Source organism: Flavobacterium resistens (assembly GCF_900182645.1).
GTDB classification, from domain to species: domain Bacteria; phylum Bacteroidota; class Bacteroidia; order Flavobacteriales; family Flavobacteriaceae; genus Flavobacterium; species Flavobacterium resistens.
On the sequence record NZ_FXTA01000003.1, the window covers coordinates 610,495 to 632,239 of the forward strand.

A 21,745-nucleotide genomic window follows, 5' to 3' on the forward strand; every position below is an offset into this window, starting at 1 on the left:
GATTTAAGGCATTAATCTAAGCGTAATAACATCGTGTGACGCAAGGTCAGAAACAAAATTCTTTTTAGTTGTTCCGATTTCTTTGTTTTGCCAAAGATCCTTTATTTTATAGGTTACTTTATTAAAATCGGCTTCATAACCAAAATCAGCATCTTTGATGGTATTCTTTTTAAAATCGAAATTGACTTTTCTAGCAACATCGCTTCTGTTTAAAAAAGTAATTACCCAATTTCCGTCTGACAAAGGCTTAACCCAAACTTCCAAACCATCTTCTGCTGCATATTTAAATCCCTGAATTCCTAATTTATCCTGATTTACTGCAATCAAATCTTTGTTAGTTAAAATTGCTAATGTTTCTTTAGACATTTTTCGGTAATCATTTCCTGTAAATAAAGGTGACGAAAGCATGCACCACATTGCAAAATGCGATTTGTCCTCAGTATCGTTCATTTCATTTCCAACTTCCATCATATCAAAATCATTCCAATGATCCGGGCCAGAATATTTACGGATGTCTTTTCGCATTTCAGCAATTTTCATAAATCCCCATGACGACCAATTTTCCGGATGTTTGAATTCGCAGTCAAAACAAGGATAAATATCTCCTGAAATTCTCCAAAGATTTCCAATTGGTTTCCCCCATTCCCATGGCTGATTATCACCCCATTCACAAAGACTAAAAACAATTGGTCTTCCAGCAACTTTTAAGGCGTTACTCATTGTTGTATAAGCTTCAGGAGCTGTAATTCCTTTTGTATTGCACCAATCGTATTTAAGAAAATCAATTCCTAATTTAGCATAAAAACGCGCATCTTGATATTCGTAACCACGCGTTCCTGGATATCCGGCGCAAGTTTGTGTTCCGGCGCAATTGTATAAACCAAATTTCAAACCTTTACTATGTACATAATCAATCAGCGCTTTCATTCCATTAGGAAATTTAACCGGATCAGGAACAAGATCTCCATTTGCATCACGTTCTCTGGTCATCCAGCCATCGTCTAAAACAATATAATTATAACCTGCTGCTGCCAAACCAGACGAAACCATAATATCGGCGGTTTCTTTTACTAATTTTTCATTAATATCGGTTCCAAAAGTATTCCAGGAATTCCACCCCATTGGCGGTGTCATGGCTAAACCTTCAAATTTTCCTCCTGCCTGATTATGTGTATTTCCCTGCCCAAAACTCAGACAGGAAACAAAAAGAGCAAATGCTGAAATAATCTTTTTCATTATTAAAATTTCAAATTAATTATAATTAAAAAAAGTATTCCCTAATTGAGTAGATTAGGGAATACTTAAACAAAACTCAAAACAAATAACTGCTTTTTACTTTAATACAAATCCCATGTCATCCATAAGGATTGTATTTCCTCCAAAATTACCCGATTCCTGAAGTGTCAGCTGATCGAAAGTAGTTGGATTTCCAATATCTGAAAACGGAATTTCAATTGTAGTCCAATTTGGAGTTATTGTCTTTTTAATTTGATAAGCCCATCCGCCAAAAACAAATATTACACTTGCACCAGTATTTGTCGATGTCGATTTGACTTTTACTCTAAATGCTTTATACTTTGAAATATTTCTAGAATTAAATTTCATATCAGCGCCATTCCATCCTCCAAATACAAATTTAATTGAAGATTTACCTTGAACTTTATCATCTTTAAAGTCTGTATCAAAAGTATCTCCACCGCTCCACATCCAATGTCCTGCGTCACCTTGCAAAGCATCATCATATAATGCCGAACCAATCGCTTCTTCCGAAACGGTTGAACCAGAAATGTTTGTCACAGTGACATACTTATCTGTTGCATTAGCTGGCATTTTAAATTTGATCTCAGTCAGTGTTGAAGAAATTACAGGCACATCTGCCGTTCCTACTTTTACCGTTGGATTCAAGAAATAATCACCATAAACTGTTACAATTTCACCTTCAGCAGCATTAATAGAATTATAGCTCTCTAATTTTGGTGTTGGCGGCGCAATCACAAAGTCATACAAAACAGTTCCCGTTTTTGTAACCAATTTTAATTTATTACTTGAATTTGCATATGGTGTTTTTTCGTCAATTAAAACAAAAATTGCAGAATCCGTAACTAATGTCGGGTTGAAATAAGTATCAAAATCATTAAAATAGATTTTTGTTACATTAGCGAGGCCTGATCCCTGAATGATATAATAATTTTTAGGATCTCCAACCTTAACCGGCACCAAATCTCCTTCAACAGATTTTGCAACACTTGTGATTACAGGTGTTCCTCCAGAACCGCTTGACGCTTCATTATTATCACATGAAGACAACAATCCTAGCACCATAAATGCCATCGTAAAAAACGGCAAAAGGTATTTTATTTTTATATTTTTCATAATGGTCAAATTTTAGTAATTATTTAAAAGTATACGGAACTGGCGCTTGCAACAACTTAGGGTTTTTAGCCACCTCATTATCCGGATAATCCATATAGAAATCATTTGTTGCGTGATCTTGACTGTACACAGGCGTGTAATGACGTTCAGCATATCTATCTCCTCTATTTTGAGCCGACATAATTGCGATTGCTTTATTCTTGTCAATACGTCCTAAATCAAACCAATAATCTCCTTCAAAACACAATTCTTTTCTTCTTTCCAAAAAGATATCATCAAAAGTAATTGAAGTTAAATTAGCCAAACCAGCTCTTCTTCTAACCTGGTTAATTGAGTTTAAAGCACTCGCATCAGTAGTACTTGCGTTTGCTCCTAAAACTGCTTCAGCATGAATAAGAAGCAACTCTGCATAACGCATAACATAAGTATTATTATCCATCATTGCCCATGCATCGGCTTGACCTGTAGCACTTCCGTTTACAACACCAATACAATATTTTTTAATTGCACCTCCAGAAGCCTGAGCCAAATCTTTACCAGTTGGTACAGTAAAACCAATTCCTTGTGTTGTTTTAATAGTTGGATAACTATCTCCTGCAACCATTACAGTTTCATGTTTTCTTAAATCACCCGCTCCATATAAAGAAAGAATCACCTCTTGACTTGGTCCAAAAACTCCTGCGTAAGATGCATTTGAAGTTGACAATGTACCATCTTGGAATCCAAATTGTGTGTTACAGTTATTTGCAGAACCATAAGCTCCGTCACCTTTCCATTGAATAGCAAAAATAGATTCTTCATTATTGTTGTTTGGATAAGTAAACAAATCTGCAAAAGTTTTTCCTGGCAATTGATCACCTCCTAAAAGTTTAAATTCACCACTGCTGATAACAGCTTCTGCCATTGCTTTTGCATTTGCATAATCTTTTTGGTACAAATACACTTTTGCCAGCAATGCTCTTGCCGAACCTTTAGAAACGTGTCCGTTGCTTGCATAATTTGTTCCTCTTGTTTTAGCAGCCAATAAATCAATTGCTTTCAAATAATCCATTGTAATTAATTTGTAAACATCTGCAACATTATTCGTATTTACATAAGGATTACTTGTGTAATCAAGCGGGTTTTCGATAATTGGCACCGGCCCCCAAAGTCTTACCAAATCAAAATAAGCAGTTGCTCTCATAAAATAAGCCTCACCAATTGCATTATCTAAGACAGCTTTATCAACATCTGGTCCAACTCTCGCAGCTAAAAAGTTAATAATCATATTAGACTGCTGCACATTTGCCCATAAAGATGACCAACCGTTTACTAATTCAGGATCACTTCCATTTAATGCAAATGTTCGTAATCCGCTTACGTCTGGAGAACCTGAATACATATTTCCTGAACCTACTTCAAGCGCCCACCAAAATTTATTATACATCTGAAACCAAGTTCTGCTATACATACCATTTGTAGCCGATGAAACCTGGTCGTTTGTGCTGTAATAAGAATCCAAACTTATTCCATCTTCCGAAGGCCTGTCCGTAAAATCATCTGAACATGATGCAAAAGTCAGAAACGCTGCTGCTATAAAAAGCAAACTATATCTATTTAAAAAAGATTTCTTTTTCATTTTTTTTTAATTTTTAAAATTCTAAGTTAAGACCAACTAAAAATGTTCTTGCTACCGGATATCTTCCGTTGTCAATTCCTGATAAAAGCACATTTTGATTAAATGAGCCAATCTCTGGATCGTAACCTGAATAATTAGTAAACGTGTATAAATTTTGAGCAGATCCGTACAATCTTAATCTTGAAATTTTATATTTTGAAAGAACATCCTGTGGCAATGAATATCCTAACGTAACGTTTTGAATTCTCAAATAAGAACCATCCTCAACATAACGATCAGAAATAAGCAAGTTGTTATTTGCTGAATCCGCAATTGGTCTTGGATTATTACTTGCTGTATTTGTAGATGAATAATAATCCATCGCATCTACTAATTGATTGTCATATAACGAAGCATTCGTTGTACCTGCTCTTTTCGTCAAGTTCATAACATCATTTCCATATGATCCCTGAAGGAAAATAGAAAGATCTACGTTTTTGTATCTGAAATTATTTGTAAAACCGTAAGTGAATTTTGGATGCGGATTTCCGATGAATGTTTTATCAGCAGCATCAATTTTTCCATCACCATTTACGTCAACATATTTAACATCACCAAGTGCTGTTTCTCCAGCTCCAGTTCCAACAGGCTGACCAAATTGAATCGGCGCGCTATTCAAAACTGCCTGATCTTTAAAAAGTCCATCTGTTTTATATCCGTAGAACAAACCAATTGGATTTCCAATAGTAGTATTCGTAACTACAACCGGTTGATATCCATTAGTATTAACTTCCTGAGTCAAAACGATTCCGTTTGCGATTTCATCCAAATTATTTTTGTAATGAGAAACAACTGCTGAAGCATTCCAATTGAAATTTCCTGTAGATCTCATATCATAGCCAAGAGTCAAATCAAAACCTTTATTACTCATTGTACCTAAATTAGAATAAGGTGCAGAAACTCCGCCATACTGACCTCCGCCACCTGTCAAATAAAGAGGCAATGGAACCTGAAATAAGAAACCTTCTGATTTTTTGTCGTAAACATCAAAACTTGCAGAAAGCTTACTGTCAAACATTGTAAAATCAATACCAATATTAGTCTGATTTAATGATTCCCAAACTAAATCTGGATTTGGATAATTTGACGGAAGGAATCCGCTTCCTAAACCAGAATTTTGCGTTCCTAACATTGCAGAATAGCTGTTGTTTGGAATTTGCTGATTTCCAGTTTCTCCGTAACCCACTCTAATTTTAATATTATCTACATATTTACGTGTTCCTTCCATGAAAGATTCATTAGACAATCTCCAAGAACCAGAAATCGCATTGAAAACACCTTTTTGATTGTTTGTAGTTGGATCAAATTTAGAAGAAACGTCCTGTCTGATTGACGCTGTAATACTGTATTTGTCATTGAAATCATAAATAATACGAGCAAAAAGAGACGATAATGAAGCGCTTCCTTTATATTGTGTTACTGTATTATTATCAACATCAGCTAAATTAATAGTGTGAATTGAATTTGTTTTAAAACCTTGTGCAGAAGCAATTAAACCTTCCCAGTGAGAATCATTAGCTTCCTGACCTGCTAAAACCGTAAATTTATGTTTTCCGATAGTTTTATCGTAAGTCAATAAATTTTTGATGTTTGTAGAATACCAGTTTTGTCTTCTTACATCAAGATCGGCAAGTAAGTTCGTCTGGCTTCCCCACTTATAAGATGGTCTGAAATCATCATTTTCAGAAAATTCAGTGTTTGCTGCAATTTCGATACGGTATTTTAACCCTTTAATAATTTCAGCTTCAGCATAAACATTTCCTAAGAAATTCTTTCTAACCAATTTATTATCTCTGGTTAAAGCCTCAGCAACTGGATTATAATAGGTTACACTTTGTTCTGATGATGGTGGTCCAGCAAAAGTTCCGTCTAAATTTCTAACAGGAATATCTGGCGACTGCAATAAAGTATTTGAAATCAAACCAGAGAAACTTTGATTCACTGTAATTCTTTCATTTGTAATACCTCCAGTAAGATTACCTCCCACTCTCAACCAAGATTTAATTTTAGAATCTAAGTTCAATCTAACTGTATATCTTTTTAATCCAGAATTTATGATTGTTCCTTCATTATCTAAATAACTTCCAGATAAATAATAGCTGGTTCCTTCTTTTGCTCCAGAAAATGACAATTGATGACTATTAGAAATTGCTGTTCTGTAAACCTCATCTTGCCAATTAGTTCCAGGTCCTAATAATTCTGGATGCGCAAATTCCTGACGCGTTTGAAAACCCCATAATTTAGCCAAATTTGTTTTTAAAGTTGCATATTCAGGCAAAGTCAAAACATCTAATTTATTAGTTACAGAAGCAAACGAAGTATAATTTTCGTAAGATACTTTTCCAGTTCCTTTTTTACCTTGTTTAGTTGTGATAATGATTACACCATTTGCACCTCTAGAACCGTAAATTGCTGTTGCAGAAGCATCTTTTAAGATATCCATAGATTCAATATCATTTGGATTGATCATTGAAAGCGGACTCATAGCGTTATTCCCACTTCCTCCTGAAGAAGAAAAACCATCTTTTCCAGCCAAAGTCTGACCACTTGTCGATTTACCAGTAGCATCTCCAGAGATTGGCACACCATCAATTACATATAAAGGCTCGTTAGTTCCGGTGATCGAAGTCGTACCACGAACTCTAACAGAAGCTGCTCCTCCAGGTTGTCCCGAGTTATTTGTTACCGAAACCCCCGCTGCTTTACCCTGAAGCATCTGATCAATAGAAACTTGCTTTAAATTTTCAATATCTGTTGATTTTACGGAAGATATCGCACCGTTTACGTCTTTCTTTTTCTGAGTTCCGTAACCAATTACAACTACCTCTTTTAAGTCTTCAGAACTTGATTGCAGTGAAACATTAATCTTTGTTCTGCCTCCAATGGCTATTTTCTGAGAATCAAATCCAATAAATGAAACTAATAAAGTCCCGTTTGAAGGAGCATCAATCGTGTATTTACCGTCAAAATCAGTCGAAGCTGTAGTTTTTGTACCAACAACAGAAATGTTGGCTCCAGGAATTGTCATTCCTTTATCATCAGAAACTACTCCTGATATTTTAACCTGAGCAGTAATAAAATTACTCAGCAACAAGAATAAAATCAAAGGAACTGCTCTGTGGTTAGCATTCCAATGAATAAAGTTAGTCATTAGTTTTTTCATAATAAGTGTTTGGTTAGTTTAAATTTGTTTTACTCATAATTAAGTAATAAAAAGGGTGTGATTTATTTTCTAAATTATTTAACAAATCTATAACAGAACAAAACATTAAATCGATAGTATTATATCATTTAATGATAATATTTTTACTATATCAGTTTAAAAAAACACATATGAAAATAAAACTACACATTAATTGCGTTTTTCGCAATAGCACCTCCTAAATCACTACTTCTTATAAATAAAAATGAACGAATCTGCAAAAAGCAAACGATTTCGTTAAAAATAATATTTGTTTGTGAAAAAAAAGTATCACTACAAAATACGCTTTAATCCAGAAAAATCTTCTCTATATTGACTAGGCGTGCAGTTTTTAGTAGCTTTAAAACTACGATTGAAATTGGCAATATTATTAAAACCTGATTTAAAAGCCACTTCTGAAACACTCATATCTTTTTCAACAAGCCAGCGCGCTGCATATCCAATTCGGATATCATTAATATAATTGACAAAAGTTTTTCCGGTGCGTTTTTTAATAAATCGGTTGAATGAAATTATAGACATGCTTGCCACATTTGCAGCATCTTCTAAAGTAATTTTATCAGCAAAATTTTTCTGAACATATTCATAAACCAACTTCATTTTATCGTAATCATCAAACGTATCATAATCTACAGTATAAGTAGAAAGCAAACGCTGATTTCTGGAATTGGCAAGATCGTATAACAAGGAAGTGATTTCTAAAAAATAGTCCATACCATCTAATTTAGAAAGCCTTACAAGCCTTGGCGTTAATTCTTCGGCCACTTTTTTAGAAAACAAAATTCCATGAATCGAACGATTAAACATATCCCGAATCGGATTCATAATTCGTCTTGACAACAAAGATTCATGAAATAAATCATTATGAAACTGAATTGTGATTTCATGTATTTTTTTACTCGTACATTTATTCAATTCCCATCCATGATATAAATTCGGACCAATCAAAACCAATTCAACATTGTCGATTTCTTCAATATTATCACCAACAACGCGCTTTACTCCTTTTCCGTTTAAAATAAAATTAATCTCAAATTCCGGATGATAATGAACTGGAAAATCAAAACTATCTTTAACTCGGTCAAAAACCAAAAAACTGTCTCCAGCAGACAGCGGCGCTATTTCTCTGTAAAAATTTTTAGTACTGCTCATATCTATATAAAGCTATTTTATGAAGTAATTAGATCTTTTTCGATTGCAATAATATGATATATAATTGATAAAATAATATTAATTACACGATAAACATCCAATTATCTTTGAAAAATAGAATTATCGATTTTCTAAAAAGGTCATTAATAATAAACATTAATCGTTTTTAATAGAATATCTTTTTAAAGTTTTAATAATTTTATCTAAAAAACAATACTGAATCGTCGATTGAAAATTGAAGCACAAAAATCACATTCTCAATCTCTGAATTTGTGGATATTACATCCAAAAACATTATAAAACCGGAATGAAAAAAAATATACTTACCTTAATTATTGCAGTATTTATTGGAACTTCATGTTCTTCAAAATCGATTGTCGGTAATACTAATTTGTCACTTTCAGATAAAAAAGCAACACCTGAAACCGTTTCGTTGTATAAAAAACTAAATCAATTAACTCAAAAAGGATATCTTTTTGGGCATCAGGATGACCTTGCATATGGCGTAAAATGGAAGTATGAAAACGGCAGAAGCGATGTAAAAGAAACCGCAGGAGATTATCCTGCAGTTTACGGCTGGGATATTGCTGGTTTAGAAAAAGACGATTCCAAAAATATTGACGGAGTTCCTTTTGATAAAATGAAACAATATATCAAAGAAGCCAATGAAAGAGGCGGAATTTCAACTATCAGCTGGCACTTTGATAATCCATCAACTGGAAAAAATGCTTGGGACAATACTCCAGGCGCTATAAAAACAATTTTACCAGGTGGCGAAAATCATAAAAAATTTACTTCTTGGCTTGATAAAGCTGCTGGTTTCTTTTTGTCTTTAAAAGATAAAACAGGAAAAAACATTCCGATTCTTTTCAGACCATATCATGAACTTACCGGAGGCTGGTTTTGGTGGGGAAAAGGAAATTGTACACCAGAAGAATTCAAATCTTTATGGAAATTCACTTTGGAATATCTTCAAAAAAAAGGTGTTCACAATTTAATTTATATCTACAACACAAGCAGTTTTGGTACTAAAGAAGATTTTTTAGCCAATTATCCGGGCGATAATTACGCTGATATTTTAAGTTTTGATAGTTATCAGAATAATGATGATAAAGACGGCAAAAAATTCATTGACGAAGTTCAGAAACAACTTAAAATTGTGAACGAAATCGGACTCGAAAAACACAAATTAATTGCCGTTGCTGAAGCTGGTTATGAAGCAATTCCGGATCCAAAATGGTGGACAGGAACTCTAAACAAAGCGATTGGCGATTATAAAATAACCTATGTCTTATTGTGGAGAAACCACGGCTGGCAGGAAAAAGAGCAAAAAATGCATTATTACGCGCCATTTCCTGGACAAGTCAGCGAAAAAGATTTTATAGATTTTTACAACCTCGACAAAACACTTTTTGAAAAAGATATTCAGAAAGTTTTAAAATAAAAACCAAATCTAACTTACAACCTTTAAAAAGAATTCAATGCACGACAAAATTAATTTAAAAGAAAAAATCGGTTACGGTCTCGGAGACGCTGCATCATCCATGTTCTGGAAAATCTTCAGTATGTATCTTCTCTTTTTCTATACTGATGTTTTCGGAATAGCCCCTGCTGTCGTAGGAACCATGTTTCTAATCACCAGAATCTGGGATTCTTGTTTTGATCCAATTGTGGGAATCATTGCCGACAGAACAAAAACAAAATGGGGAAAATTCAGACCTTATTTATTATGGGTTGCCGTGCCTTTTGCTGTAATTGGAGTTCTAACTTTTTACACCCCCGATTTTGACGAGAAAGGAAAAATAATATATGCCTACGTGACCTATTCATTAATGATGATGATTTATTCGTTGATCAACGTTCCGTATGCTTCACTTCTGGGTGTAATGTCATCGGATCGAAAAGAAAGGAATACCTTGTCTTCATACCGAATGGTTTTCGCATTTGCTGGAAGTTTTTTGGCACTTTGGCTAATCGAACCTTTAGTGAATTATTTCGGCGGAAGCCTTGATTCTAAAACTGGCTGGCTGAAAACCATGATCGTTTTTGGCATTATTACAACACTATTTTTCTGGGCCTGTTTTTTCTTCACTAAAGAAAGAGTAAAACCTATTGAAAATGAAGAATCCAACTTAAAAGAAGATTTAAAAGATTTATTAAAAAATAAACCTTGGTGGATTTTACTTGGTGCCGGGATCGGAACTTTGATATTCAATTCAATTAGGGACGGTGCTGCTGTTTTTTACTTTAAATATTATGTCAGCAAGAATGTGAACTTCGATTTTTCCATCTTCGGACATGATTTTCATATGACACCAACTTCTATTTATTTCGTTTTAGGACAAGCGGCAAATATCATTGGCGTTATTTTGGCAACTCCAATTGCAAATAAAATTGGGAAGAAAAACACCTTTTTTGGCGCAATGGCCATAGCTTCAATTTTAAGCATCATTTTCTATTTCTTAGGAAAAGAAGATGTTTTCCTGATCATGACTTTCCAAATTTTAATCAGCATTTGTGCGGGCTGTATTTTCCCATTAATCTGGTCAATGTATGCTGACAGCGCTGATTATTCAGAATGGAAACAAGGACGCCGTGCAACCGGTTTGGTTTTCTCAGCTTCATCAATGTCACAAAAATTTGGTTGGACAATTGGTGGCGCGGGCGCGGGATGGCTTTTGGGTTATTATGGTTTTAAAGCCAATGTTGAACAAACAGCCACCGCACAACACGGAATTCAATTAATGTTAAGCATACTTCCTGCAATCGCAGCAGCAATATCAGTCGCTTTTATTTTATTCTATCCTTTATCTGAAGAAAAACTGCAAACGATCGAACAAGATTTAAACGAAAAAAGAGACCAAAAACTATAAAAATAAATCAGATACCGAAATAAAAATATATGACAACAATAAAATCTTCAGCTGTTTTTCAGGACCGAAAAACAGCATTAGAAAAAGAACATAAAGCACTTGTGGAGCAAAAAAATGCTCCCGAAGAAAATGCTGGAAACGGAATTTATCAGCGTTATAAAAATCCTGTTGTTACCGCAGCTCATGTGCCTTTGAATTGGCGTTTTGACTTAAACGAAAAAACAAATCCGTTTTTACAGGAAAGAATCGGAATGAATGCTGCGTTCAATGCTGGCGCAATGAAATGGAATGGAAAATATTTACTTGCCGTTCGTGTGGAAGGAATTGACAGAAAATCATTCTTTGCAATTGCTGAAAGTCCAAATGGGATAGATAATTTCAAATTTTGGGAAAAACCATGCGTAATTCCGCAAACCGAAGAACCGGACACAAACGTTTATGACATGCGTTTGATCAACCACGAAGACGGCTGGGTTTACGGTATTTTTTGTACCGAAAGAAAAGATCCAAAAGCACCAAAAGGCGATACAAGTTCGGCTGTAGCCAATGCAGGAATTGTGCGCTCTAAAGATTTAGTAAATTGGGAAAGACTTCCGGATTTAATTTCGAACACAGGACAACAGCGAAATGTCGTTTTGCATCCAGAATTTGTTAACGGAAAATATGCTTTATATACACGTCCGCAAGATGGTTTTATTGACGTTGGTGCAGGAGGCGGAATTGGTTTAGGATATGTAGAAGACATGAAAAACCCGATTGTAAAAGAGGAAAAAATCATCTTCGGAAAACAATATCATACAATTTATGAGCTAAAAAATGGTCTTGGCCCTGCTCCAATTAAAACAGAAAAAGGCTGGTTGCATTTGGCACATGGCGTTCGTAATACCGCCGCCGGTTTACGTTACACATTGTATATGTTCATGACTGATCTGAATGATATTTCAAAAGTCACTCACGTTCCTGCTGGACATTTCATGGGACCAGAAGGGATTGAAAGAGTCGGCGATGTATCAAATGTATTATTTTCAAACGGATGGATTGAAGATGCTGACGGAACGGTTTATGTTTATTACGCATCATCAGATACGAGAATGCACGTTGCAGTTTCATCTGTAGCAAAACTTGTTGATTATGTAACTAATACACCAGCTGATACTTTCATTTCTGCAGGTTCTGTAGAAACAATAATCAGCCAAATTGAAAAAAATAACGCAATATAATTCATCGTGTCAGCAAAACTAAAACAGTTTAAATCTGAATTAACTGCAGAACTGGATTCCATTTTAAAATATTGGTCAAAACATACTATTGACAATCAAAACGGTGGTTTTATTGGTCAGATTGATTTTGAAGAACACATTATCGCCAATACCGAAAAAGGTGCTGTATTAAACGCCCGAATATTATGGTCGTTTTCGGCAAGTTATCAAGTTACTCAAAAAGAAGAGCATAAACAATTGGCCAAAAGAGCATTTGAGTTTCTTTCAAAATATTTTTATGATTCAGAATTTGGCGGATTATTTTGGAGTATAAATGTGGACAAAACTCCAAAAGACACTAAAAATCAGATTTACGCTCTGGCTTTTGCGATTTATGGATTATCTGAATATTATGCTATTTCTAAAGAGGAAAAAGCTTTAGAAATAGCCATCAATTTATATTTAAAAATTCAGGAACACAGTTTTGATCCTGAAAACAAAGGTTATTTTGAAGCGTTAACCCGCGATTGGCAACCTATTGACGATTTGCGTTTGAGCGACAAAGATGCCAACGAAAAAAAGACCATGAACACACATTTGCATATTGTCGAAGCTTATGCAAATTTATTTAAAGTCTGGAAAGACAAAGCACTTCAAAATGATATTATTGGATTGCTTGAAACCATTCACAGGTATTTTATTAATACTGAAACTGGCCATTTACGTTTATTTTTTGACGAAAACTGGATCGAAAAACCAGATGTGATTTCATACGGTCATGATATCGAAGCAGCTTGGCTTTTATTACAATGTGCTGAAATTTCTGAAGATAGAAGTTTGATTTCGCGTTATCAAAAACACGCTGTTTTAATGGCCGAAGTTACCAAAGAAGGTCTTGATACTGATGGTGGCTTATGGTACGAACTCGATCCAAAAAACAACGAATTGATTGCCGAAAAACATTGGTGGGTTCAAGCTGAAGCTTTAATTGGTTTTTATAATGCATACGAATTAACAAATGACGAAACCTATTTAGAAATTGCTTTAAAGAACTGGGATTTCATTAAAAAATACATTCTCGATACGCAAAACGGAGAATGGTTCTGGGGCGTTTACCGCGATTATACTTTAATAGAAAAAGACAAAGCCGGTTTCTGGAAATGTCCGTATCACAACAGCAGAGCTTGTTTAGAACTTATTCAGAGAATACCGGATTAGAAAACATATCTAAAGCATTTAATTGAATTAAAATCTTGATTATGAAAACATTCTTCTTTTTTTGTTCGTTATTTCTAATTACAATAACAAATGCGCAAACCAACTTAGTAAAAAACGGCGGATTTGAAACCGATCTTCTTAATTGGAGAGGTGAAGAAAATGCTGCACTTTCTCCACTTGAAAAAAAATCAGGAAAAAACAGTGTTGCAATTAATCAATTTGTTGGTGCCGAGTGGAAAGCTTTGGATCAAATTATTACGTTGCCTAAAAACAGTTATGCTTTAGAAGTCAGCGCCTGGATAAAATCTGATGCTATTGAAACTCAAAAAGAAGATTATAAATGTGGTGCAATAATTGTCGAATTTACAAACTCAGGAGACAAACAAATTAGCACTGAAAGAATTGGTCAAGCTATAGGTTCAACAAATTGGACATATTTTAAAAAAACAGTAAAAATTCCCGCAGAAGCCAAGAAAATAAGAATCATGCTGGCATTAGCTCAAACAAATGGTACAGTCTTTTTTGATGATGTAAAAGCCATTTCACTTTCAGAAGAAGAATATCTTAAATTAAATCCGATTGCTAATCCTGAAAAATAAAAATGAAAAATAATATTTTAAAAATAACTTTTATAACTGCGCTGATTCTATCATTTACAAGCTGTTCCAGCAATGATGATTCAGATTCGCCGGTTGTAATTGATCCGCCAGTTGTGGTTGATACTGATCCGTTGACGACTACAAATGCAGCGACTTATTTAGTTGATGCCAATGCGACAAAAGAAACTGTTGCTTTGTTTTATAATTTGAAAAAATTAGCCAAAACGAAAACAGCAATTGGTCAGCAAGATGCTTTTAATAGTTTTTATCTAGATGCGGGAGGCGATTCTGATATTAAAAAAAACACAGGTTTTGACCCAGCTATTTTAGGTTCAGATTTTATGTTTATTACCGACAAAAATAATGACGGCACAGCAAGTAATTGGTTTTATCAGCAAGAACAAAAAATTGCTTCTGATGCAAAAGCCGCTTACGCGAAAGGTGCAATAAATACTTTTTGCTGGCATTTGAGGGAACCAAATAAAGAGGAATCTTTTTATGCTGCCGATATGACATCGGAACAAAAAACTACAGCTTTCAGAAGCATTTTACCGGGCGGAGTGAATAATGAATGGTACAAGAAAAAACTAGATAAAGTTGCCAGCGTTGTTTTGAATTTAAAAGGAACAAATGGCGAATTGATTCCGATAATTTTCAGGCCTTTTCATGAATTTGATGGAAGCTGGTTTTGGTGGGGCGCGAGTTTTTCTACTTCTGACGAATACAAAAAAGCGTATCAATTTACAGTTGACTATTTGAAGAATACTAAAGGCGTTCATAATATTTTATATGCTTTTTCTCCTGATAATTCATACACAACACAAGCCGATTATTTCAGCAGATATCCGGGTGATAATTATGTGGATATTCTTGGAATGGATAATTATGGTGATTTCAATAATCAAGGACAAACTGGAGCTGACAGAGCAAACAGTAAACTAAAAATCCTTTCTGATTATGCTAAAACCAAAGTAAAAATTGCCGCTTTAACAGAAACTGGTTTTCGCGTAACAAGCTCAACGCCTGCAATTACCGATTGGTTTTCGACTTTACTTTATAGTTCTCTAACTAAAAATGACATCCAAATAAGTTATGTAATGTTTTGGAACAACAATAAAGATGGATATTATGTTCCGAATGGCTCAGTTTCGAATACGAATGATTTTAAAACATTTGCAACAAAATCAAAATCGGCATTAGTGAATTCTTTGCCGAAGATGTATGAATTGCCGAAATAGTTTTTTGTTTCAGGTTTCAAGTTTCAAGTTTCAAGTTGTAACAACAAAATGTCTAGAATAACGGATTGTTTTAGCCCTGATAGAAGTGGAAATCCTTTTATTTTTTTCTTTAAAAAATAAAAGATTGAAACAGATAGCAGGATTAGCTCCTAAAAAATATCATATGAAAAACAGATTTTTAAAAACACTTTCTTTTGCAATAATATTCTCTGCAATCGTTTGTCAGGCGCAGGAAAGAATTACAGTAAAAGGAACGCAATTTTATAAAGGTGACAAACCCTATTCTTACATTGGAACCAATTATTGGTACGGAAGTTTATTGGCTTCTAAAAAAGTTGGAGATAGAAAAAGATTACTTCGCGAATTGGATTTAATGCAGAAAAACGGCATTGATAATCTTAGAATTTTAGTTGGTGGCGATGGCGGAAAATATGATTTTACCGTTCGCCCGGCTTTGCAATACGAACAAGGAAAATATGACGAAGATTTACTTGACGGACTAGATTTTCTTATAAATGAAATGCGTAAACGTAAAATGTATGCCGTTTTGTACCTAACAAACAACTGGGAATGGTCTGGCGGAATGTCGCAATATTTGGAGTGGAACGGCAAAGGTCCAGTTCCGGTTCCGGGAATTGTACCAAATACGTGGCCTCAGTTTATGGCTTATACTGAGCAATTTCACAGTTGTGAACCTTGTATGCAAGCTTTAGAAAATCATGTGAAGTTTATTATGGGAAGAACAAATTCGTACTCTCATAAAAAATATACTGAAGATAATACAATTATGGCGTGGCAGGTTGGGAATGAACCGAGGACTTTTACACCAGAAAACGAGACGAAATTTACGGTTTGGTTAAACAACATTGTCAATTTAATGGACAGTTTAGACAAAAATCATTTAATTTCAACAGGTTCTGAAGGATTGAACAGTTCTAATGATGATATAGGAATTTTTGAGCGAACTCATCAAAATCCGAATATTGATTATTTGACTATGCACATTTGGCCGAAAAACTGGGGTTGGTTTAAAGCTGATAATGCTGAGAAAACTCTACCAACAACACTTGAAAATGCTGGAAAATATATTGACAAACATGTTACTGTCGCAAATAATTTAAAGCGCCCAATTATTATTGAAGAATTTGGTTTAGGAAGAGAAAACGAAAGTTTGTTACCAACAGCATCGATTACAAACAGAGATATTTTTTACAATTATATTTTTGGCCGAGTTGCTGAAAGCGTTAAAAACAGCGGCGCTTTGCAAGGAGCAAATTTCTGGGGATTTGGTGGCGAAGGAAAAGCGGTTAACGAATCTGGAAAATGGAGTCCCGGAGATCCTTTAACAACTGATCCGCCGCAGGAACCACAAGGTTTGAATTCGGTTTTTTCTTCAGATAAATCGACTTTGGAAATTGTGAAAAAGTATAATTCGAAATTCAAAAAATAATGAAAACCATCTTTGCATTGATTATTTTATTTTTTTGTTTTTCTGCGAATGCTGAAACATTTGACATTACAAAATATGGAGCTATCGGAGATGGTAAAACCATAAATACGAAAGCAATTCAAAACACAATCGATACTTGTTTTAAAAACGGCGGCGGAATAGTTTTGGTTCCTACCGGAGTCTTTATGACAGGAACTTTGAATTTAAAAAGCAATGTAAATCTGCATCTTGAAAATGGTGCAATTTTGAAAGGAAGCGCTGATTTAAATGACTACACACCTGTAAATGGTGTCCATTATGGAATGTTTTTTACTGAAAACTCAGAAAACATTACGATCTCCGGAAGCGGAAATATTGATGCAAATGGAGCAGTTTTTTTTGATGCTACTAAAGCTAAAAAAATTGAATGGGGCGGAACTTCAGGAACTCGTCAAAAAGAAAATTTCAGAAAAGTAATTGATGGCGGAATTGGCGACGGACCAATTGTTCCAAAAGAAAGACCGTATCAAACATTGATTTTTAGCAAATGCAAAAGAATTACAATAAAAGATGTTTTTATTTCGAATTCTACTTTTTGGACTATTTTAATGGCAGATTGCGATAGTGTTTTAATTGACGGAATTCGACTTTGGACAAATATGTTGACACCAAATGCAGACGGAATTGATATTACCTCTGGAAATAATATAACAATCAGTAATTGTGATATTCGCACGGGTGACGATGCCATTATTGTTGTGGGTTATGCCTCGCATTTTGAAGTTCCTGGATTCAAAAATTTACGACATTCTTCAGAAAATATCAATATTGTAAACTGCAATCTTCAATCGGCTTCGAGCGCGATCCGAATTGGATATTTTGATCATAATTCGGTTCGAAATATCAATATATCGAATTGTAATATTACGAATTCGACACGCGGAATTGGAATCTTTTTGAGAGATCAAGGTTCTCTTGAAAATATAAATGTATCGAACGTAAACATCGAAACGAAACTCAGAACCGGGGATTGGTGGGGAAATGGAGAACCAATTCATATTTCGGCTGTTCGTGGAAAAGTGAAAGTTGCCGGAACAGAAACCGAAAAATTAGGGATTATCAAAAACGTAACTTTCAGCAATATAAACTGCAAAGCTGAAAACGGAATTTTAGTTTATGGTTCTGAAGAAAGCGTTTTGCAGAACATCAATTTCAAAAATGTAACTTTCGATTTTATCGACAGCAAATTAAACGACGTTGCTGGTGGAAATATTGATCTTCGCGGTTGTCTGGATGAAAAACAACAGCTTTTCCAGCGTGATATTCCCGGAATTTATGGTCAATACGTTGACGGATTAACGATTGAAGATTTTAAATTGACATGGACAAAAACCAGAATGCCGTATTTTACAAACGGAATCGAAATCAATAATTTTAATAATTTACGAATTATAAATTTTACAGGAACTGGATCGCCAATTAATAAAAATGCAGTTCCTGTTTTATTGGAAAATGGTACAAAAGCAACTTTAAACGTTGATAAAAAATTAGTTACTAAATTGGTTAACGTTAAAAATTAATCTCGTAAAGTCGCGGAGTCGCAAAGTTTTTTTCTAAGAAAGACTTTTGAGAAATTTGACTTTGCGACTTTGCGAGCAAATTTCAACCCAAACAATAAAAAATGAAAAAATCACTTTATCTTTTTTGCGTAATACTTTGTATAAATTTTTCTTTTGCACAAAAGAAACAGGATTTCAACGTTAATTCTCCAAACGGAAAAATCCAGGTTACGGTTTCTGTGAATGATAAAATCACGTGGACAATTTCGCATGAAAAAGATTTGATTTTGAATTCTTCTCCAATGTCAATGACTTTGGATGAAAATGAGATTTTAGGAAAAAATGCTGTTGTTTTAAATTCGAAAAAGGAAACTATTAATACTTCATTTGAAACTCCGTTTTACAAAAAGAAATCCGTTGAAAACAAATACAATGAGCTGATTTTAAACTTCAAAAATGATTTCAGTATTGAATTTCGAGTTTTTGATGATGGCGCTTCATATCGATTCATCACAAAAAAGAAAAAAAACATTACCGTAAAATCAGAAGAAGTTGTTTTAAATTTTGATAAAGATTATAACACCTTAATGCCGTATGTAAGAGATTTAAGAAATCCGAAAGATCAATTTATTTCTTCGTTTGAATCGCATTACGAAAACAAAAAAATAAGCAAATTCGCTAAAGATACTTTGGCGTTTTTACCCTTTTTAATTGATTATAAAAACCATAAAAAAGCCGTTTTTCTAGAAGCAAACCTTGAAGATTATCCAGGATTATTTGTAACCAATAATAAAAATAAAACAGGTTTTGAATCTCGTTTTTCTAAATATCCAAACCAAGAAAGCAATGGCGGATTTAATTACCTCAACAAATTAATTACCGAAAGAACCGATTTTTTGGTTAAAACCAAAGGAACAAGAACTTTTCCTTGGAGAGCGATTGTTATTTCTGAAAATGACGCTGCTTTAGCCAATAACGATATGGTTCAAAAATTATCGGAACCTTCAAAAATCAAAGATATTTCGTGGATAAAACCGGGAAAAGTAGCGTGGGATTGGTGGAATGACTGGAACATTTACAACGTCGATTTCAAGGCGGGAATCAATACACAGACTTATAAATATTACATCGATTTTGCATCAAAAAACAAAGTTGAATATATAGTTTTAGACGAAGGCTGGAGTGTTGAGACCGATATCATGAAACACAACCCAAATGTAGATTTAGAAGCTTTAATTGCTTACGCGAAAGAACGAAACGTCGGCATTATTTTGTGGGCTTCATGGATGGCTTTGCATGACAATATTGATGGCGTTTTTAACAATTATGCAAAACTTGGCATAAAAGGTTTCAAAGTTGATTTTATCGATCGTGACGACGCAAAAACGGTAAATTCGGTTTATGATATTGCTCAAAAAGCAGCAAATCATAAATTGCTTTTGGATTTTCACGGCATGTACAAACCAACCGGAATTCAGAGAACTTTCCCCAATATCCTAAATTTTGAAGGCGTTAAAGGTTTAGAAAACAATAAATGGACTCCAAATGATGATGTTCCTTTATATGATTGTACCATTCCGTTTATCAGAATGATGGCAGGCCCGATGGATTACACACCCGGCGCAATGCGTAATGCGACAAAAAGTGAATTCAAACCAAGTCATTCTAACCCGATGAGTCAGGGAACAAGATGTCATCAACTCGCACTTTACACGATTTTTGAAGCACCTTTGCAAATGATGGCAGATAGTCCAACAGCTTATATGAAGGAACAAGAAAGCACTGATTTTATTGCTAAAGTTCCGACAGTTTTTGATGAGACAATCGCTTTAGACGGCGAAGTTGGAAAATATGTTTCAATTGCCCGAAAAAAAGACAATATTTGGTATTTAGGTGCCATTACAAACTGGGATTCAAGAGAGATTACAATTGATTTTTCTTTTCTTGAAAAAGGCAAAAAATTCCAAGCTGAGATTTTCTCCGATGGCTTAAATGCTGATAAAGCAGCAGTTGATTATAAAAAAGAAATTATAACTGTTGATTCTACTACGAAATTAAAATATCATTTGGCAAATGGTGGAGGATTGGCAATGATTATAAAATAAAAAAATGGGATAAATTGTCCCATTTTTATATCATTTTACTTCTGACAAATTACATTTCACAAGTATTACGACAATATCTTCTCAATCGCATTCAATTCATCATGTGAAAACTCCGTATTTTGCAGACAATCAATATTATTACACAATTGTTTAACCGAACTTGCACCAATTAAAACCGATGTAATTCGTTTGTCTTTTTGCAGCCAAGCCAAAGCCATTTGTGCCAAAGATTGATTTCTATTTTGGGCAATTTCATTCAGCTGAATTAATTTCTGAATGCGTTCCTGCGTCACCTCATCTTCTTTCAAATGCCCGTTTGGATTATGCGCTCTTGAGTTTTCCGGAATTCCGTTTAGATATTTATCTGTCAAAAGTCCTTGTGCCAAAGGCGAAAAAGCAATACAGCCTACTCCTTTTTCTTCTAAAACATCAAGCAAACCATCTTCAACCCAGCGTTGTAACATTGAATATTTCGCCTGGTGAATCAAACAGGGAGTTCCTAATTGTTTTAAAACATCAACCGCAACACGAGTTTGTTCTGCAGAATAATTGCTTATTCCAACATACAAAGCTTTTCCACTTCTTACAGCGTAATCTAAAGCCATCATTGTTTCTTCAATCGGAGTTTCAGGATCCGGGCGATGCGAATAAAAAATATCGACATAATCGACTTTCATTCGCTTTAAACTCTGGTCTAAACTTGATAATAAATATTTACGAGAACCCCAGTCGCCGTATGGTCCATCCCACATTGTGTAACCCGCTTTAGTCGAAATAATAATTTCATCACGCAAATTTCCCTGAAAATTATGCCAAAGAATTTTACCAAAATTAGTTTCCGCAGAACCCGGAACAGGTCCGTAATTATTAGCTAAATCATAGTGAGTAATTCCTTTATCAAAAGCTTCTACAGCGATACTTTCGGCATTATCAAAATTATCTACTGATCCGAAGTTGTGCCATAATCCTAAGGAAATTTCAGGTAATAATAACCCGCTTTTTCCGCATCTGTTATATTTCATTATTTTAATTTAAGTTGGAAGTTTAATAGGTTTTAAAAATACAAAAAAACTCCCGCAGATTTTGCAGATTCAGGAGATAAAAAAATCAGCCGAATTTGCAAAATCTGCGGGAGAAATAT

General features: G+C 34.4%; 15 protein-coding genes. 9 read left to right on the top strand and 6 right to left on the bottom strand.

What is annotated here, in order from left to right; all coding sequences use genetic code 11:
• Positions 1–3: 3 nt before the first annotated feature.
• The 5 genes from FN795_RS13985 to FN795_RS14005 form a co-directional block, all read right to left on the bottom strand.
• On the bottom strand, positions 4–1,236 hold the full coding sequence (locus FN795_RS13985) for a glycoside hydrolase family 27 protein (RefSeq protein WP_142451167.1): 1,233 nt from the start codon (positions 1,234–1,236) through the stop codon (positions 4–6).
• Positions 1,237–1,332: 96 nt separating this feature from the next.
• The gene (locus FN795_RS13990) at positions 1,333–2,373 is read right to left on the bottom strand and encodes an IPT/TIG domain-containing protein (RefSeq protein WP_142451168.1); all 1,041 of its coding nucleotides are present in this window, start codon (positions 2,371–2,373) and stop codon (positions 1,333–1,335) included.
• Positions 2,374–2,392: 19 nt separating this feature from the next.
• Entirely contained in the window at positions 2,393–3,991 is a 1,599-nt protein-coding gene (locus FN795_RS13995; protein ID WP_142451169.1) for a RagB/SusD family nutrient uptake outer membrane protein, read from the bottom strand.
• Positions 3,992–4,004: 13 nt separating this feature from the next.
• Positions 4,005–7,193: a SusC/RagA family TonB-linked outer membrane protein gene (locus FN795_RS14000; protein ID WP_142451170.1), complete on the bottom strand. Its 3,189-nt coding sequence runs from the start codon at positions 7,191–7,193 to the stop codon at positions 4,005–4,007.
• Between the two features lie 312 nt (positions 7,194–7,505).
• Complete coding sequence (locus tag FN795_RS14005; RefSeq protein ID WP_035647779.1) at positions 7,506–8,384, bottom strand: AraC family transcriptional regulator; 879 nt, start codon at positions 8,382–8,384, stop codon at positions 7,506–7,508.
• A 307-nt stretch (positions 8,385–8,691) separates the two neighbouring features.
• Between FN795_RS14005 and FN795_RS14010 the strand changes: the two genes are divergently transcribed.
• From FN795_RS14010 to FN795_RS14050, 9 genes are all read left to right on the top strand, one after another.
• A complete protein-coding gene (locus FN795_RS14010; protein WP_142451171.1) occupies positions 8,692–9,828 on the top strand; it encodes a glycoside hydrolase family 26 protein in 1,137 nt (378 codons plus the stop codon).
• Between the two features lie 37 nt (positions 9,829–9,865).
• Entirely contained in the window at positions 9,866–11,257 is a 1,392-nt protein-coding gene (locus tag FN795_RS14015; protein WP_142451172.1) for an MFS transporter, read from the top strand.
• Between the two features lie 29 nt (positions 11,258–11,286).
• Complete coding sequence (locus FN795_RS14020; RefSeq protein ID WP_142451173.1) at positions 11,287–12,477, top strand: glycoside hydrolase family 130 protein; 1,191 nt, start codon at positions 11,287–11,289, stop codon at positions 12,475–12,477.
• A 6-nt stretch (positions 12,478–12,483) separates the two neighbouring features.
• Positions 12,484–13,674, top strand: coding sequence for an AGE family epimerase/isomerase (locus FN795_RS14025; protein WP_142451174.1), 1,191 nt, complete (start codon positions 12,484–12,486; stop codon positions 13,672–13,674).
• 41 nt (positions 13,675–13,715) lie between these two features.
• Positions 13,716–14,273, top strand: a complete 558-nt coding sequence (locus FN795_RS14030; RefSeq protein WP_142451175.1) for a carbohydrate binding domain-containing protein — start codon at positions 13,716–13,718, stop codon at positions 14,271–14,273.
• Between the two features lie 2 nt (positions 14,274–14,275).
• Positions 14,276–15,511, top strand: coding sequence for a glycoside hydrolase family 26 protein (locus tag FN795_RS14035; protein WP_142451176.1), 1,236 nt, complete (start codon positions 14,276–14,278; stop codon positions 15,509–15,511).
• A 124-nt stretch (positions 15,512–15,635) separates the two neighbouring features.
• Positions 15,636–16,961, top strand: coding sequence for a glycoside hydrolase 5 family protein (locus tag FN795_RS14040; RefSeq protein WP_244289984.1), 1,326 nt, complete (start codon positions 15,636–15,638; stop codon positions 16,959–16,961).
• Positions 16,961–18,520 carry a glycoside hydrolase family 28 protein gene (locus FN795_RS14045; RefSeq protein WP_142451177.1) on the top strand — a complete coding sequence of 520 codons (1,560 nt, stop codon included), beginning with the start codon at positions 16,961–16,963 and terminating at the stop codon, positions 18,518–18,520. The genes FN795_RS14040 and FN795_RS14045 overlap by 1 nt, the downstream gene beginning before the upstream one ends.
• 101 nt (positions 18,521–18,621) lie before the next feature.
• Positions 18,622–20,604: a glycoside hydrolase family 97 protein gene (locus FN795_RS14050; RefSeq protein WP_142451178.1), complete on the top strand. Its 1,983-nt coding sequence runs from the start codon at positions 18,622–18,624 to the stop codon at positions 20,602–20,604.
• A 65-nt stretch (positions 20,605–20,669) separates the two neighbouring features.
• Here the strand turns inward: FN795_RS14050 and FN795_RS14055 are convergent, their stop codons facing one another.
• Entirely contained in the window at positions 20,670–21,626 is a 957-nt protein-coding gene (locus FN795_RS14055) for an aldo/keto reductase (RefSeq protein WP_142451179.1), read from the bottom strand.
• Positions 21,627–21,745: the final 119 nt, after the last annotated feature.

Bases quoted from the DNA above. Each gene is read 5' to 3' on its own strand.
- FN795_RS13985 (WP_142451167.1), bottom strand. From the start codon at position 1,236: ATGAAAAAGATTATTTCAGCATTTGCTCTTTTTGTTTCCTGTCTGAGT.
- FN795_RS13990 (WP_142451168.1), bottom strand. From the start codon at position 2,373: ATGAAAAATATAAAAATAAAATACCTTTTGCCGTTTTTTACGATGGCA.
- FN795_RS13995 (WP_142451169.1), bottom strand. From the start codon at position 3,991: ATGAAAAAGAAATCTTTTTTAAATAGATATAGTTTGCTTTTTATAGCA.
- FN795_RS14000 (WP_142451170.1), bottom strand. From the start codon at position 7,193: ATGAAAAAACTAATGACTAACTTTATTCATTGGAATGCTAACCACAGA.
- FN795_RS14005 (WP_035647779.1), bottom strand. From the start codon at position 8,384: ATGAGCAGTACTAAAAATTTTTACAGAGAAATAGCGCCGCTGTCTGCT.
- FN795_RS14010 (WP_142451171.1), top strand. From the start codon at position 8,692: ATGAAAAAAAATATACTTACCTTAATTATTGCAGTATTTATTGGAACT.
- FN795_RS14015 (WP_142451172.1), top strand. From the start codon at position 9,866: ATGCACGACAAAATTAATTTAAAAGAAAAAATCGGTTACGGTCTCGGA.
- FN795_RS14020 (WP_142451173.1), top strand. From the start codon at position 11,287: ATGACAACAATAAAATCTTCAGCTGTTTTTCAGGACCGAAAAACAGCA.
- FN795_RS14030 (WP_142451175.1), top strand. From the start codon at position 13,716: ATGAAAACATTCTTCTTTTTTTGTTCGTTATTTCTAATTACAATAACA.
- FN795_RS14035 (WP_142451176.1), top strand. From the start codon at position 14,276: ATGAAAAATAATATTTTAAAAATAACTTTTATAACTGCGCTGATTCTA.
- FN795_RS14045 (WP_142451177.1), top strand. From the start codon at position 16,961: ATGAAAACCATCTTTGCATTGATTATTTTATTTTTTTGTTTTTCTGCG.
- FN795_RS14050 (WP_142451178.1), top strand. From the start codon at position 18,622: ATGAAAAAATCACTTTATCTTTTTTGCGTAATACTTTGTATAAATTTT.
- FN795_RS14055 (WP_142451179.1), bottom strand. From the start codon at position 21,626: ATGAAATATAACAGATGCGGAAAAAGCGGGTTATTATTACCTGAAATT.